Genomic DNA, 15,287 nt, shown 5'->3' on the forward strand with positions numbered 1-15,287 from the left:
CGGGCTGCGATGGGAGCAGGGAGTGCGGCGCCCCTGACTCCTACACGTGCTCAGGCACTGCGACTGAACGGGCTGCCGCACTCCGCTCTCGCCTCCAAATCTAACGGCTGGAAAGACACAAGCGACTGTAGGAGCGACTGTAGGAGCGACTGTAGGAGCGACTTCAGTCGCGATGGGGCTCTACCGGGAAAGCCCCATCGCGAAGTCGCTCCTACAGGCCATACCGCCGCAAACGCCGGCTCAGCGGCGCAGGTGGTCGGGCAGCGCCGCTTGCAGGGTCGCCGTCTCCCGCTGATCGAGCGCGGGAACCTGCAGATGGCGGCCATCGCCGCTGACGGCGGGCACCCGCGCCGGGCTGCGCAGCGCATCCGGCAGCCTGGCCAGTGCCGCCGGCACCTCGCCCACGCTGTCCGCGTTCTCGCGCAGCCAAAGGGCCGCGCCGGTCAGCCGCAACTGCGCGGCCACGTCCTGCGCCCGCGCCTGGTAAGTGCCATGGGCCGGTGCGGCAATCGACGACAGGATGCAGCCTATGGCATTGCTCGCGCATTCCAGGCGCAGCAGCGAAGTGGCCTGCAATGGCGGGACCACCCGGACGTCGGCGGCGATCGCCTGCCCGGCCGGCTCGCCGCAGGGCCATGCCATCAGCGGGGCATTGATCGCGCGGGTCCGCTCGGCGTCGTAGAAAAGGGCGGTCCAGAGATCGGGATCGGGATCCCTAGTCATCGTCTCCAGGCCTGCGCGGACCAGCCGGGCCTCACCGCGCATGGGTTCGCACAGGCGGATCTCGTCTACCTGCAGCGGCTGCAGGGCCGCGGCGCAGGACTGCGGCACAGCCTGCTGCCGCGGCAGTTCCGCCGCCATCCGGCCCAGCAGGCGCGCCCCGGAGGCGAGCTGGTATGCAGCGAACATGCTGACCAGCAGGTTGTCGCTCTGGGACAGCAGCGGCCGCCACCCGGCGATCTGTGAGCACACGCCGGTCATCGCCTCCTGGTGGCGGCCATCGACGAACGCCAGCGCCGCCCCGAACAAGGGCAGGCGCACGCCCTGCAATGCCGGGAAAGGCGTGCCGATGCCCATCGGGAACGGATTGCGGTAATGGCCGTATCCCGCGATCGCGGCTGCCCTGCCGGCCACCGCCGCCTCCGCGGCGAGCCATTGCGCAAAGGCGTCGCGATGCGCCCGCACCTGCGCCAGGCAGTCGTCCTTGCGCCAGTCGCAACTGGCCTGGGGCGGCGGGGCGGCGACGGACAGCCGCGGCCAGCGCGGGTCGGCCACCGGCTCGAAGGCGAAGGCATCGATGCCGGGCGGTTGCAGCGCGCGGTAGCGCGCCACGTCGGCGGCGACCAGCCCGTCCCACTCCGACTCCGGAACGTCGTGGTTCAGCAGGTACAGCGCGGCGAAGGCGTTGCGCCCCGGCGTCGGCTGCGGACGGTCGAGCACGGCCAGCGCCGCGCGGCGCTCGGCAGCGACCGGCCACAGCGCCGAAACGGCATACAGGCCGACCACGGCAAGCAGCAGGACCGTCGCTCCGACCAGGAACCCACGCACCACCCGCATATCCCTTCCCCCTGCCGGCATCCGATGCCGCGATCCCGCACAGATTAGCCGCAGCCGCATTGCCGGCCAACGGCTGTCCTACAATGCGCGCATGTCGCCCCCCGAATCCGCTGCCTCGCCCTCCCTCCCCCCCGCCCGTCCCTCGCTGCAACGCCTGTTCCTGACCGGCCTGCTGACGCTGCTGCCGCTGTGGCTGACCTGGGTGGTGGTCAAGTTCGTGTTCGTGCTGCTGTCGGGCATCAGCAGCCCGATCGTGGTGCCGCTGTCCGAGCGCATCGCCGCCTCGTTCCCGCACTACCTGGGCTGGATCAAGGCGCTGTGGGTGCAGAACACCATCGCCATGATCGCCACCCTGCTGGTGGTGCTGGCGGTGGGCATCATGAGCCGCAAGGTAATCGGCCAGCGCCTGCTGCGCTGGTTCGAGGCGATCATGCGCCGCATCCCGCTGGCCAACATCGTCTACGAGAGCGTGCGCAAGCTGCTGGACATCCTGCAGACCCAGCCGGGCAGCACCCAGCGCGTGGTGCTGATCGACTTCCCGCACCGGGACATGAAGTCGGTGGGGCTGGTGACCCGCGTCATCAAGGAACACGGCAGCGGCCGCGAGCTGGCCGCGGTGTACGTGCCGACCACGCCCAACCCGACCTCCGGCTACCTGGAGATCGTGCCGGTGGAGATGCTCACCCCCACCGACTGGACCGTGGACCAGGCAATGAGCTTCATCATCTCCGGCGGCGCGGTATCGCCCGAGACGGTGCCCTTCACCCGCGCCGGCGAGCGCACGGGCGAACACGAAACGGCGCCCCGTGGCGTCGACCGCTGAGGCCATGACCGCGGCCGCACGCACGCTCGACGACCGCGCGGTAAGGCTGTTCATCGCGCTGGCGGCGTTCTTCTGCGCCAACGCGGTGCTGGCCGAGTTCATCGGCGTCAAGATCTTCGCGCTGGAGGACACCCTCGGCATCGCGCCGCTGAACTGGAACCTGTTCGGCCAGACCGGCTCGCTCAGCTTCACCGCCGGCACCCTGCTGTGGCCGCTGGTGTTCGTGCTGACCGATACCATCAACGAGTTCTTCGGCCGCCGCGGGGTGCAGTTCATCTCCTGGCTGGCGGTGGCGCTGATCGGCTACGGCTTCGTGTTTGCCTACGCGGCGATCCACCTGGTGCCGGCCGGCTGGTGGGTGGATGCGGCGCAGGCACAGGGCGTGCCGGACTACCAGGCCGCGTTCGCGGCGGTGTTCGGCCAGGGCCTGTGGACCATCGGCGGCTCGCTGGTGGCGTTCCTGGTCGGCCAGCTGATCGACGTGGCCGTGTTCCACCGCATCCGCCTCGCCACCGGCGAGAAGCACGTATGGCTGCGCGCCACCGGCTCGACCGCGGTGTCGCAGCTGGTGGACAGCTTCGTGGTGATCTGGATCGCCTTCGTGCTCGGCCCGCAGCAGTGGCCGACCTCGTTGTTCATGGCGGTGAGCAGCGTCAACTACGTCTACAAGATGCTGTGCGCGATCGCGCTGATCCCGCTGCTGTACCTGATGCGGCGCGGCATCACCGCCTACCTGGGCCAGGCACGTGCACGGCAGCTGCGCGAGGAAGCCGCGGCCTAGCGGCAGGCGAAGACACGTCACCACGGCGAGGCTGGCAAAACGCCTCACGACGGCGAAGCCGGTCGAAGTCCGCCATGCAAGACTTGTGTTGTGACGAGGCGCCGACGGACAGTTGCTCGTGCGTATGCGGCGCGTAGCACAGCGAACGGGCGCCGGCCACCTGGCGCATCTCGACGAACGGCAGCGCGGCGTCGCGCCGGAACCGCTGCCGGCCATGTCCGGCGGGCGCGGCGGCGGCCAGGGGAGACGGGGAAGGCGGCATCGGCCAAGCCTACCGCGGCGCGCGGCCCAGGTTCTTCCCCGTTGCATGAATTGCATCGCCTGTCCATGGTCGCCATGGGTGGCCGCGGGCGGCCGGATCGGGCAAGCTCACCGGCTTGTTCGTTTCCGGAGTAACCGATGCCGTCCCATGCCTTGCGCCTGTTGCCGCTTGCCATTGCCGCCTTGCTGTCGCTGTCCGCGGCCCCGCCCGCCGAGGCCGCGAAGAAGCAGGCGCAGCGCCCGGCCGCCACGCAGGCGCGGGCGAAGGCCAGGCCCAGGCCGGCGGCGGCGCCGGTGAAGCAGGACAAGGCCGCCCAGCTCAACCGCCTGTACGACGCCTACTGGGAGGCCTCGCTCAGGCTCAACCCGCTGCAGGCCACCTTCCAGGGCGACGACCGCTACAACGACCAGTTGCCCAACTTCCTGTCGGCCGCGTTCCGCCAGCAGTCGCACGACTTCACCGTCGAGTGGCTGGGCAAGGTCCAGGCCATCGGTGCCGACGGCCTGAGCGGGCAGGACCTGCTCAGCTACGAGATCTTCGTGCGCGACGCCAACAGCGCGCTGCAGGCGGAGAAGTTCCCCAGCTGGATGATGCCGGTCAACCAGTTCTACAACATCGCCAGCATCGCGGTGATGCTGGGCTCGGGCACCGGCGCGCAGCCGTTCCGCACCGTGCAGGACTACGACAACTGGTCGCGGCGCTCGCTCGGCATCCCGCCGCTGTTCGACCAGGCCATCGCCAACATGCGCCAAGGCATGGCCGCCGGCGTGGTGCAGCCGCGCGTGCTGATGGAGAAGGTGCTGCCGCAGCTGGACGCGATCATCAAGCCGAACGCCGAAGAGACACTGTTCTGGACACCGATCCGCAACATGCCGGCCGACTTCTCCGCCGAGGACAAGGCGCGCATCAGCGCCGAGTACAAGCGCATGATCGAGTACCGGATCATGCCGGCCTATCGCGCCCTGCGCGGCTTCATCGCCACTCAGTACCTGCCGGCCACGCGCAACAGCGACGGCATGGCCGCCCTGCCCGACGGTGCGGCCTGGTACGCCTACAACGTCCGCCAGAGCACCACCTCGGACATGACCCCGGCGCAGATCCACCAGATCGGCCTGGACGAGGTGGCGCGCATCCACGGCCAGATCGAGCAGGTCATGCAGCAGGTGAAGTTCCGCGGTTCGATGCAGAAGTTCTTCAAGTTCATGCAGACCGACAAGCGCTTCACCTTCGCCAACGAGGAGGCGCTGCTGGCGCGCTACCGCGGACTGGAGTCGAAGGTGAACGCCAGCGTGCCGCGGCTGTTCTCGCTGGTGCCCAAGGCGCCGTTCGAGATCCGCCCGGTCGAGCCGTACCGTGCGCAGTCGGCCGCCGGCGGCTCGTACATGCGCCCCAGCGGGGACGGCTCGCGCCCGGGCATCTTCTACGTCAACACCTACGACCTGCCCAGCCGCAAGACCTGGGACGCGGAGGACCTGTACCTGCACGAGGCCATTCCCGGCCACCACTTCCAGCTCGGCCTGCAGCAGGAGCTGGAGGGGCTGCCCAAGTTCCGCCGCTTCGGCGGCGAGACCGCGTTCATCGAGGGCTGGGGGCTGTATGCCGAGTCGCTGGGCAAGGAACTGGGACTGTACGAGGACCCGTACAGCTACTTCGGCTACCTGCAGAACGAGCTGTGGCGCGCGATCCGGCTGGTGGTGGACACCGGGCTGCACAGCAAGGGCTGGACCCGCCAGCAGGTGATCGACTACATGCTGCACAACTCCGCCTCCAGCCAGACCGACGCGGTGGCCGAGGCCGAGCGCTACATGGCCATTCCCGGCCAGGCGCTGGCCTACAAGGTCGGCGAGCTGAAGATCATGCAGCTGCGGCAGCAGGCCCAGGCCGAACTGGGCGCCGCATTCGACATCCGCGAATTCCATGCCGAGGTTCTCAAGGACGGCTCGGTACCGCTGGACATCCTGCAGGAGAAGATCGAACGCTGGATCGCCGCGAAGAAGGGCTGATCCGGCCCCCCCGGCAGGCAGCGGCCAGGCCTGCCGTCCCCCCGGGAAGCCGATCGCTTCCAGAGCCAGGCCGCCGCCGTCGCGGCCGATGCCTGGCTGGCACGTCGATCACTCCCGGGATAGCCGGCCTGCTCGGCGAAGCCTGATGCAGAGGTGGCAAGGTCCGCCGGGCATCGATTGCGCCGGCGCATGGCGGCATGGCGGCATGGCGATCGACATGATGACTTCCGGGGGATATCCCCACCCCCATTCATCTGCAAGGATCGATCCATCGTCACCAGGGGATGCAGGGCCATGCTGGAGATACGCGGGCTTTCCAAGACCTACGCCAACGGCGTGAAGGCACTCGACGGCGTCAGCCTGGACATCCCCCGCGGCATGTTCGGTCTGCTCGGCCCCAATGGCGCCGGCAAGTCGTCGCTGATGCGGACGCTGGCGACGCTGCAACAGGCCGACTCGGGCAGCGCCACGTTGAGCGCCGCCGATGGCGCGCGCATCGACGTGCTGCGTGACAAGGACGCGGTGCGCCGCCAGCTCGGCTACCTGCCGCAGGATTTCGGCGTCTACCCGAAGGTCAGCGCCGCCGACCTGCTGGAGCACTTCGCCATCCTCAAGGGGCTGACCCACAAGGCACAGCGGCGCGAGGTGGTCGATGGCCTGCTGCAACAGGTCAACCTGTGGGATGCGCGCAAGCGCCGGCTGGGCACCTATTCCGGCGGCATGCGCCAGCGCTTCGGCATCGCCCAGGCGCTGCTCGGCGACCCGAAGCTGGTGATCGTGGACGAGCCCACCGCCGGCCTGGACCCGGAGGAGCGCAATCGCTTCCTCAACCTGCTGGCCGAGATCGGCGAGAACGTGGCGGTGATCCTGTCCACCCACATCGTCGAGGACGTGACCGACCTGTGCCCGGCGATGGCGATCATGAACAAGGGCCAGGTACTGCTGACCGGCAGGCCAGGCGATGCCATCGCCGCGCTCGGCCAGCAGATCTGGCGCAAACAGGTGAGCAAGGCCGCGCTGCCTGGCTACGAGCAGCGCTTCACCGTGCTGTCCACGCGGCTGGTGGCCGGCGCCCCGGTCATCCACGTGTTTGCCGCCGAGCGGCCGGAAGAAGGCTTCGAGCAGGTCGTCCCGGACCTGGAGGACGTGTACTTCCAGCGCCTGCGCCAGCAGGCGCGGGCCGCCTGACGGAGCGCACGGATGATCCTCGAGTTCCTGCGCTTCGAGCTGCGTGAACAATTGCGCTCGCCGCTGTTCTGGCTGCTGGCGCTGCTGTTCGCGCTGCTCGGCTTCGGCGCCGCCGCCAGCGACTCGGTGCAGTTGGGCGGCAGCATCGGCAACGTCCACCGCAACGCGCCGAGCGTGGTCATCACCTTCATGGCGATGTTCACCCTGCTCGGACTGCTGGTGACCACGCTGTTCGTCAGCACTGCGCTGCTGCGCGACTTCGAGCTGGGCACCGACGCGCTGGTGTTCTCAAGCCCGGTGCGGCGGCGCGACTACCTGCTCGGCCGCATCGGCGCCGCGCTGCTGGCCTGCCTGGTGATGTACCTGGTGATCGCCGCCGGCATCTTCGTCGCCCAGTTCATGCCATGGATCGATGCGGCGCGGCTGGGTCCGGCGACGCTGCGGCCGTACCTGTGGTCGTTCGCGGTGATGGTGGTGCCGAACCTGCTGTTCACCACCGCGCTGCTTTCGCTGCTGGCGGTGACCTCGCGCAGCATCCTGTGGGTCTACATCGGCGTGATCGTGTTCTTCGTGCTGTATGGCGTGAGCGCGGCGATGCTCAGGGACATCGACAACATCTGGCTGGCGACGCTGCTCGAACCGATGGGTGGACGCGCGCTGGCACGCACGATCCGCTACTGGTCCGCCGAGGAACGCAACACCGGCATCCCCGCCATCGGCGGCTACATCCTGGCCAACCGCGCGCTGTGGCTGGCGATGACGGCCATCCTGTTCGCCGCCACCTTCGCCCTGTTCCGCACCGAGCGCAGCGGCAGCGGCCGGCGCTTCTGGCAGCGGCGCAAGCCGAGCGCCGGCATCGACGCCGTAGCGCCCACCTCGGCCGAGCGGCCGGCAGCCATGCCCGCGGTCGCTCCGCGCTTCACCGCCGCCACCGCATGGCGGCAGTTGCTGCACCAGGTCCGCTTCGACACCGCCGGGGTGTTCCGCAGCCTGCCGTTCCTGGTGCTGCTGTTGCTGGGCATCGCCAACTTCGTTCCCTCGGCGCTGTTCCGGCAGAGCCTGTACGGCACCAGCATCTGGCCGGTGACCTCGCAGATGCTCGCCGCGCTGCAGGGCAGCTACAGCTTCCTGCTGATCATCATCGTGCTGTTCTATGCCGGCGAGCTGGTGTGGAAGGAGCGTGGCGCGAGGATCGACGGCATCACCGATGCCACACCGGTGCCGAACTGGGTGCCGCTGCTGGGCAAGTTCCTGGCCCTGGTGCTGGTGATCGCCAGCTTCCAGCTGGCCGGCGCACTGGCCTCGGTGGCGATCCAGTTGTCCAAGGGCTACACCCGCCTGGAGCCGCTGCTGTACCTGCAGACGCTGGCACTGGACTCGGTCGTCTACATCCTGATGGGCGGCATGGCACTGGTGCTGCAGGTGCTGAGCAACAACAAGTTCGTCGGCTACGCGCTGCTGGTGCTGGTACTGATCGGGCAATCGGTGCTGGGCCTGCTCGACTACACCCACAACCTGTACAACTTCGGCAGCTGGCCGATCGCGCCCTATTCGGACATGAACGGCTACGGCCATTTCCTGGCCGGGCAGCTGTGGTTCCAGGGTTACTGGGGAATGTTCCTGCTGGCACTGCTGTTGTTGTCGGCGGCATTCTGGGGGCGCGGCGTGGACAGCGGCTGGCGCCAGCGGCTGCGCCTGGCCGGCCAGCGCCTGCACGGGCGCCTGGGCGTCGCGCTGGCGGCGGCGGTGGTGGCGTTCGCCGCGACCGGCGGCTGGCTGTTCTGGAACACCAACATTCGCAACGACTTTCGCTCGCCGGAGCAGCAGCTGGACCTGCAGGCGCGCTACGAGCGCGAGTACCGCAAGTACAAGGGCCTGCCGCAGCCGCGCATCCTGGCCGTGTCGGTCGACATCGACTTGCACCCGGAAACCCGGACCCTGCGCGTGGACGGCCACTACCGGGTGCGCAATCCCCATCCGTCGCCGATCGCCGACGTGCACGTGCTTATGGAGGACGACAAGGCGCTGGCCGCGATCGAGCTGGGCGGCGCGAAGCTGGTGCACCACGATGCGCCGCTGGGCGTACGCATCTATCGCCTGGAGCGGCCGTTGCAACCGGGCGAGGAGCGCGAGTTCGGCTTCCGCCTGGACTACCGTCCCACCGGCATCACCAACACCGTGGCGCAGACGCGGATCGTGGGGAACGGCAGCTTCTTCAACAACCGCATGTTCCCCTCGTTCGGCTATGACGAGCGCCTGCAGATCGACAACCGCAACGACCGCCGCAAGCGCGGGCTGGGCGAACCCAGCCGCATGCCGAAACTCGAAGACCAGGCCGCACGCGCCAATACCTACATCGGCGACGACGCGGACTGGATCGACTTCGAGACCACCATCTGCACCGCGCCCGACCAGATCGCACTGGCGCCTGGCTACCTGCAGCGCGAGTTCGAGCGTGACGGCCGACGCTGCTTCGCCTACGCGATGGACCGGCCGATGCTGGACTTCTACGCCTACCTGTCGGCGCGCTGGGAGGTGAAGAAGGCCCGCTACAAGGACATCCCGATCGAGGTCTACTACGACCCCAAGCATCCGTACAACGTCGATCGCATGATCGCCTCGGTGCAGAAGTCGCTGGCCTACTACGAGGCCAACTTCACCCCGTACCAGCACCGGCAGGTGCGGATCATCGAGTTCCCCGGCTACCAGTCGTTCGCCCAGAGCTTCGCCAACACCATCCCCTACTCCGAGTCGGTCGGCTTCATCGCCGACCTGCGCGACAAGGACGACGTGGACTACGTGTTCTACGTGACCGCGCACGAGGTCGCGCACCAGTGGTGGGCGCACCAGGTGATCGGCGCCAACGTGCAGGGCGCGACCATGCTGTCCGAATCGCTGGCGCAGTACTCGGCGCTGATGGTGATGGAACACGAATACGGCCGCGCGCAGATGCGCCAGTTCCTGAAGACCGAGCTGGACCGCTACCTGGGCGGGCGCGGCGGCGAGCAGATCGAGGAGCTGCCGCTGTACCGGGTGGAAAACCAGCAGTACATCCACTACCAGAAGGGCTCGCTGGTGTTCTACCGGCTGCGCGAGGAGATCGGCGAAGCCGCGCTGAACCGGGCGCTGCAGAAGTTCCTGCGCGACAAGGCCTACCAGCACCCGCCGTACACCACCTCGGCCGAGCTGCTGGACTACATCCGCGCCGAGGCGCGGCCGGACCAGCAGGCGCTGATCACCGACCTGTTCGAGAAGATCGCCTTCTACGACAACCGCGTGCTGGCGGCCACCGCGACCCGCCGCGGCGATGGCAAGTACGACGTCGTGCTGGACTTGCACGCGGCCAAGCGCTACGCCGACGGCCAGGGCAAGGAGAGCGCCGGGAAGATGGACGACTGGATCGAGGTGGGCGTGTTCGCGCCCGGCCCCACGGGCAAGGAGCGCGACGAGAAGGTGCTGTACCTGCGGCGCCACCACATCACCGGCGAGGCCCCGCGCATCGTCGTGACGGTGGACCAGGCGCCCTACGAAGCAGGCTTCGATCCCTACAACAAGCTGATCGACCGGGTCTCCGGCGACAACCGCAAACGGGTGACGCTGCAATAGCCGCCAGCCGCGGCCGGGGCCGATTCCATACCCCTGCGAATGGGTATACAGTCCGGAGCACCCGGCCCCCGGGCCGGTCACCTCGAATCCCTGGGAGGGGAACATGCGCAAATCATTCAACGCCCTGCTGCTGGCCCTGCCGCTGGCGCTGGCCTCGCTGGCCGCGCAGGCCGCCGATTCCTCGCCGGTCGGCCGCTGGCAGACCATCGACGACACCACCGGCAAGCCCAAGTCCATCGTCCAGATCGAGCAGGCCGCCAACGGCACCCTGACCGGCAAGGTGGTGGAGATCCTGCAGTCGGACAAGGGCCCGGACCCGCTGTGCGACAAGTGCGAAGGCGCCAACAAGGGCAAGCCGATCAAGGGCATGACCATCCTCTGGGGCCTGAAGCAGGACGGCAGGCAGTGGAGCGGCGGCAGCATCCTCGACCCGGCCAAGGGCAAGACCTACAAGGCCAAGGTCACCGTGATCGACGGCGGCCGCAAGCTGGAGATGCGCGGCTACCTGGGCATCGAGGCGCTGGGCCGCACCCAGACCTGGGTGCGCGAGTAGCGCGCAGCCCCGAAGGCGACAACGACGGGCTCCCCTTCTCCCGCTTGCGGGGGAAGGTGCCCGAAGGGCGGATGGGGGCTGCCTGGAGCATGGGAAAGGCGGAACGGAAGCCCCCTCATCCGGCGCTGCGCGCCACCTTCCCCCGCAAGCGGGAGAAGGGAAATGCGGTTCGACGCCGGGGCCGCCAGGCTACGCCGCGGAGCGCGTGCGATAATCGCCGGTCCCCTGCAAAGCTGCTTCCGCCATGTCCCGCACCGCGCTCGTCACCACCGCCCTGCCCTACGCCAACGGCCCGCTGCACCTGGGCCACCTGGTCGGCTACATCCAGGCCGACATCTGGGTGCGGGCGCGGCGCCTGCGCGGCGACAGGACCTGGTTCGTCTGCGCCGACGACACCCACGGCACCCCGATCATGCTGGCCGCCGAGAAGGCCGGGGTGACGCCGGAAGACTTCATCGCCAACGTCAAGGCCGCCCACGAGCGCGACTTCGCCGCCTTCGGCGTGGCCTTCGACAACTACGACTCGACCAACTCGCCGACCAACCGCGAGCTGACCTGCGCGTTCTACGAGAAGCTGGCCGCGGCCGGGCACATCAGCCGGCGCTCGGTCGCGCAGTTCTACGACCCGGCCAAGGGCATGTTCCTGCCGGACCGCTACATCAAGGGCATCTGCCCCAACTGCGGCGCGCCCGACCAGTACGGCGACAACTGCGAGGTCTGCGGCGCCACCTACGCGCCGACCGACCTGGAGCAGCCGCGCTCGGTGATCTCCGGCGCCACGCCGGAGATCCGCGACTCGGAGCACTTCTTCTTCGAGGTCGGCCACTTCGAAGGTTTCCTGCGCCAGTGGCTGGCCGGCGACGTGGCCCTGCCCGGCGTGAAGGCCAAGCTGATGGAATGGCTGGACGCCGACGGCGGCCTGCGCGCCTGGGACATCTCGCGCGACGCGCCCTACTTCGGCTTCGAGATCCCCGGCCAGCCCGGCAAGTACTTCTACGTCTGGCTGGACGCGCCGATCGGCTACCTGTCCAGCTTCAAGAACCTGTGCGCGCAGACCGGAGAGGACTTCGACAGCTACCTGGTCCCGGATTCGCAGGCCGAGCTGCACCACTTCATCGGCAAGGACATCGTCAACTTCCACGGCCTGTTCTGGCCGGCCGTGCTGCACGGCACCGGCCACCGCGCACCGACCGCGCTGCACGTCAACGGCTACCTGACCGTGGACGGGGCCAAGATGTCCAAGTCGCGCGGAACCTTCGTGATGGCGCGCACCTACCTGGACGTGGGCCTGGAGCCGGAAGCGCTGCGCTACTACTTCGCCGCCAAGTCCTCCGGCGGCGTCGACGACCTGGACCTGAACCTGGGCGACTTCATCGCCCGCGTCAACGCCGACCTGGTGGGCAAGTTCGTCAACCTGGCCAGCCGCTGCGCCGGCTTCATCGGCAAGCGCTTCGACGGCGAGCTGGCCGCCGAGCTGCCGGACAAGGCCATGTACGAGCGTTTCGCCGCCGCGCTGGCGCCGATCCGCGAGGCCTACGAGCGCAACGACCCGGCCAGCGCGATCCGCCAGACCATGGCGCTGGCCGACGAGGCCAACAAGTACATTGACGAGCACAAGCCGTGGGTGATCGCCAAGCAGGAAGGCGCCGATGCGCAGCTGCAGGCTGTGTGCACCCAGGGCCTGAACCTGTTCCGCGTGCTCGCCGCCGCGCTCAAGCCTGTGATCCCGCGCACCAGCGCCGAAGCCGAGGCCTTCCTGTCCGCGCCGGTGGACGGCTGGCAGGCGCTGGCGCGGCCGCTGACCGCGCACGTGATCCAGCCCTACACCGCCCTGTTCACCCGTATCGACCCCAAACTGATCGACGCCATGACCGACGCTTCCAAGGACACCCTCGCCGCCGCCCCTGCCGCAGAAAAGACTGCGCAGGCCAAGCCCGAGCCTAAGGCTTCCGCCAATCCCCAATCCCCCACTCCCGATCCCGGCTTCATCGGCATCGACGACTTCGCCAAGCTCGACCTGCGCATCGGCAAGGTGCTGGCGTGCGAGTTCGTCGAGGGCTCGGACAAGCTGCTGCGCTTCGAGCTGGACGCCGGCGAGTTGGGCAAGCGCCAGATCTTCTCCGGCATCCGCGCCAGCTACGGCGAGCCGGAGAAGCTGGTCGGCCGCAACGTGGTGTTCATCGCCAACCTGGCCCCGCGCAAGATGCGCTTCGGCATCAGCGAAGGCATGATCCTGTCGGCCGGCTTCGATGCCGGCGCGCTGGCGCTGCTGGATGCCGATGCGAGCGCGCAACCCGGCATGCCGGTGCGTTGACGGCCGGGATAGGGGATTCGGGATTGGAAAGGAGGCCGGGCATGCGCCTTGGCCGGGTGCCCGAGAGCGAATCCGGTATCGCGACACTTTGCCAATCCCCAATCCCGGCACTCCCATGCAACTGGCCCTGTTCGACTTCGACAACACGCTGACCACCTGCGACACCTACTCGCGATTCCTGCGCCAGGTCGCCACGCCGGCGCAGTTGGCACGGGCGCGGTGGACGGTGGGTCCGTGGCTGCTCGGCTACCGCGCCGGCGTGCTGTCGGCCAGGGCGATCCGGGCACGGGTGACGCGGGTGGTTTTCGGTGGGCGCGCGGTCGAGCAGATCGCCGCGCAGGCCCGCGACTACGCCGAGCAGGTGCTGCCGGGCCTGCTGGATCCGAAGATGATGCAGCGTCTGCAATGGCACCGGGCACAGGGGCACGAGGTGGCGCTGGTCTCGGCCTCGATCGACCTGTACCTGCAACCGTGGTGCGCCCGGCAAGGGCTGGGGCTGATCTGCAACCGGCTCGAGCACCGAGACGGTACCTTCAGTGGCCGCTATGCCGCGATCGACTGCGGGCCGCACAAGGCACGCCTGGTACGCGAACGCTACGACCTGGGACGCTACGAGCGCGTCCATGCCTACGGCGACAGCAGCGAGGACCGGCCGATGCTGGCGCTGGCGCACGAGCGCTGGTACCGCGGCAGGCGCGTGGCCTGAGCCCCCCCCAAGGGCGCCACTCGGCGATAATGCGCGCTGCCGGGCTCCTCCGGCCCGCACGCCGATTCCGCAGGCGCGCTGTAGGAGCGACTTCAGTCGCGAGGGCCCTACCGGTAAAGCTCCATCGCGACTGAAGTCGCTCCTACAGGACGCGGTTGCCACACGATCCGCAGGCCGGGGCGATGACCGCGGTTTCCGCCTCCCCAACCGCGCAGCCGACGCCACGCATGCCCGACAACGACCCCACCGACCTGATCGAACGCCTGGACCGGCTGCTGCCGCAGACCCAATGCGGCCAGTGCGGCTTCGATGGCTGCCGCCCGTACGCCGAGGCGATGGCACGCGGCGAGGCCGGGGTGGACCATTGCCCGCCCGGCGGCGATGCCGGCGCACGCGCGCTGGCGCACGTGCTGGGGGTGCCGCCGCGACCCTACGACCGCAGCCGCGGCGCGCACAAGCCGCCGCAGGTCGCGTGGATCGTCGAGGCCGACTGCATCGGCTGCACCAAGTGCATCCAGGCCTGTCCGGTCGATGCCATCGTCGGCGGCGCCAAGTACATGCATACGGTCATCGCGCCGCTGTGCACTGGCTGCGAACTGTGCGTGCCGGCGTGCCCGGTGGATTGCATCGAGATCCGCCCGGCATCGTAGGCCGGCCCCGTGCGGCCGACGCGCGCTGCGGCAGAATTCATGCGCGTCGGAGTCGGAGGGGCCGCGAGCTACCGCGGGCCCGCCGCGCGAGATCGGATGGCGTAGGTGCGGCGGACTCTAGTCCGCCGGTCCGGCTGGCTCACACGGGACGGATCCACGGCCCGCCGCGCGGGATCGTGCCCCCGCGGACGAGGCGTGCGATGGCCAGGTTCGCGAGACGCCGCGGCACGCCTGCGCCCGGGTATGGACCGGTTGCCCGGCCCATCGCATCAGACCGCCGCGGTGACGACGATCTCGATCTTCCATTCGGGATTGGCGAGCATCGCCTGGATGGTGGCGCGCGCCGGGGTGTGCATCGGCGAGACCCACTTCTCCCAGATCTCGTTCATGGTCTGGAAATCGCCCATGTCGGCCAGGTAGATCTCCGCACGCAGGATCTTGCTCTTGTCGGTGGCGGCCAGCGCCAGCAGCCGGTCGATCTCGTGCAGCACCTGCTCGGTCTGGCCGGCGATGTCGGCACTTGCGTCCTCGGCCACCTGGCCGGAGAGATAGGCCACGCCGTGGTGGACGGTCATTTCCGACATGCGGGGGCCGGTTTCGTAGCGATCCATGGTCATGTTTTCCAGATTGAAATCGCTGCGATTGTCGCCTGAATCGGCCGCCGCTGCAGCCGCCGGCGGCAATGCGCGCCGCCTCCACGCCGACGCCATCGCGCCCGGGCTATGATGCGCGCCGCCGGGATGGCCCGGCATGCCGGTTTCCCCGGCCCGTCGCCACCGCCGGATGCAATGGCCGATCCACGTGCACGCCTGCACGGCCGTCCCCAGGCCTCCGGCCTATCCTT

11 protein-coding genes are annotated in these 15,287 nt (G+C 68.9%); 9 read left to right on the forward strand and 2 right to left on the reverse strand.

Annotation, left to right across the window (positions count from 1 at the left end; translation table 11 throughout):
- Positions 1–240 precede the first annotated feature (240 nt).
- On the reverse strand, positions 241–1,557 hold the full coding sequence (locus LRX76_RS02795) for a hypothetical protein (RefSeq protein ID WP_231801845.1): 1,317 nt from the start codon (positions 1,555–1,557) through the stop codon (positions 241–243).
- A 91-nt stretch (positions 1,558–1,648) separates the two neighbouring features.
- Between LRX76_RS02795 and LRX76_RS02800 the strand changes: the two genes are divergently transcribed.
- From LRX76_RS02800 to rnfB, 9 genes are all read left to right on the forward strand, one after another.
- Positions 1,649–2,380: a DUF502 domain-containing protein gene (locus tag LRX76_RS02800; protein WP_231801847.1), complete on the forward strand. Its 732-nt coding sequence runs from the start codon at positions 1,649–1,651 to the stop codon at positions 2,378–2,380.
- Between the two features lie 4 nt (positions 2,381–2,384).
- Entirely contained in the window at positions 2,385–3,161 is a 777-nt protein-coding gene (locus tag LRX76_RS02805) for a queuosine precursor transporter (RefSeq protein WP_231802599.1), read from the forward strand.
- 399 nt (positions 3,162–3,560) lie between these two features.
- Positions 3,561–5,426: a DUF885 family protein gene (locus tag LRX76_RS02810; protein ID WP_231801849.1), complete on the forward strand. Its 1,866-nt coding sequence runs from the start codon at positions 3,561–3,563 to the stop codon at positions 5,424–5,426.
- A gap of 294 nt (positions 5,427–5,720) precedes the next feature.
- Positions 5,721–6,614: an ABC transporter ATP-binding protein gene (locus tag LRX76_RS02815; RefSeq protein ID WP_231801851.1), complete on the forward strand. Its 894-nt coding sequence runs from the start codon at positions 5,721–5,723 to the stop codon at positions 6,612–6,614.
- 12 nt (positions 6,615–6,626) lie between these two features.
- On the forward strand, positions 6,627–10,220 hold the full coding sequence (locus LRX76_RS02820; protein WP_231801860.1) for a M1 family aminopeptidase: 3,594 nt from the start codon (positions 6,627–6,629) through the stop codon (positions 10,218–10,220).
- 103 nt (positions 10,221–10,323) lie between these two features.
- Complete coding sequence (locus LRX76_RS02825; protein ID WP_231801862.1) at positions 10,324–10,773, forward strand: DUF2147 domain-containing protein; 450 nt, start codon at positions 10,324–10,326, stop codon at positions 10,771–10,773.
- A 244-nt stretch (positions 10,774–11,017) separates the two neighbouring features.
- Entirely contained in the window at positions 11,018–13,087 is a 2,070-nt protein-coding gene (metG, locus tag LRX76_RS02830) for a methionine--tRNA ligase (RefSeq protein ID WP_231801881.1), read from the forward strand.
- Positions 13,088–13,202: 115 nt separating this feature from the next.
- A complete protein-coding gene (locus LRX76_RS02835; RefSeq protein WP_231801883.1) occupies positions 13,203–13,793 on the forward strand; it encodes an HAD family hydrolase in 591 nt (196 codons plus the stop codon).
- 227 nt (positions 13,794–14,020) lie between these two features.
- Complete coding sequence (gene rnfB, locus LRX76_RS02840) at positions 14,021–14,443, forward strand: Rnf electron transport complex subunit RnfB (protein WP_231801885.1); 423 nt, start codon at positions 14,021–14,023, stop codon at positions 14,441–14,443.
- A 269-nt stretch (positions 14,444–14,712) separates the two neighbouring features.
- Here rnfB and LRX76_RS02845 read toward each other — a convergent pair whose 3' ends face one another.
- Positions 14,713–15,054, reverse strand: a complete 342-nt coding sequence (locus LRX76_RS02845; protein ID WP_231802601.1) for a RidA family protein — start codon at positions 15,052–15,054, stop codon at positions 14,713–14,715.
- Positions 15,055–15,287 lie beyond the last annotated feature (233 nt).

This window comes from Stenotrophomonas sp. MMGLT7 (genome assembly GCF_021168555.1).
Lineage (GTDB): Bacteria > Pseudomonadota > Gammaproteobacteria > Xanthomonadales > Xanthomonadaceae > MMGLT7.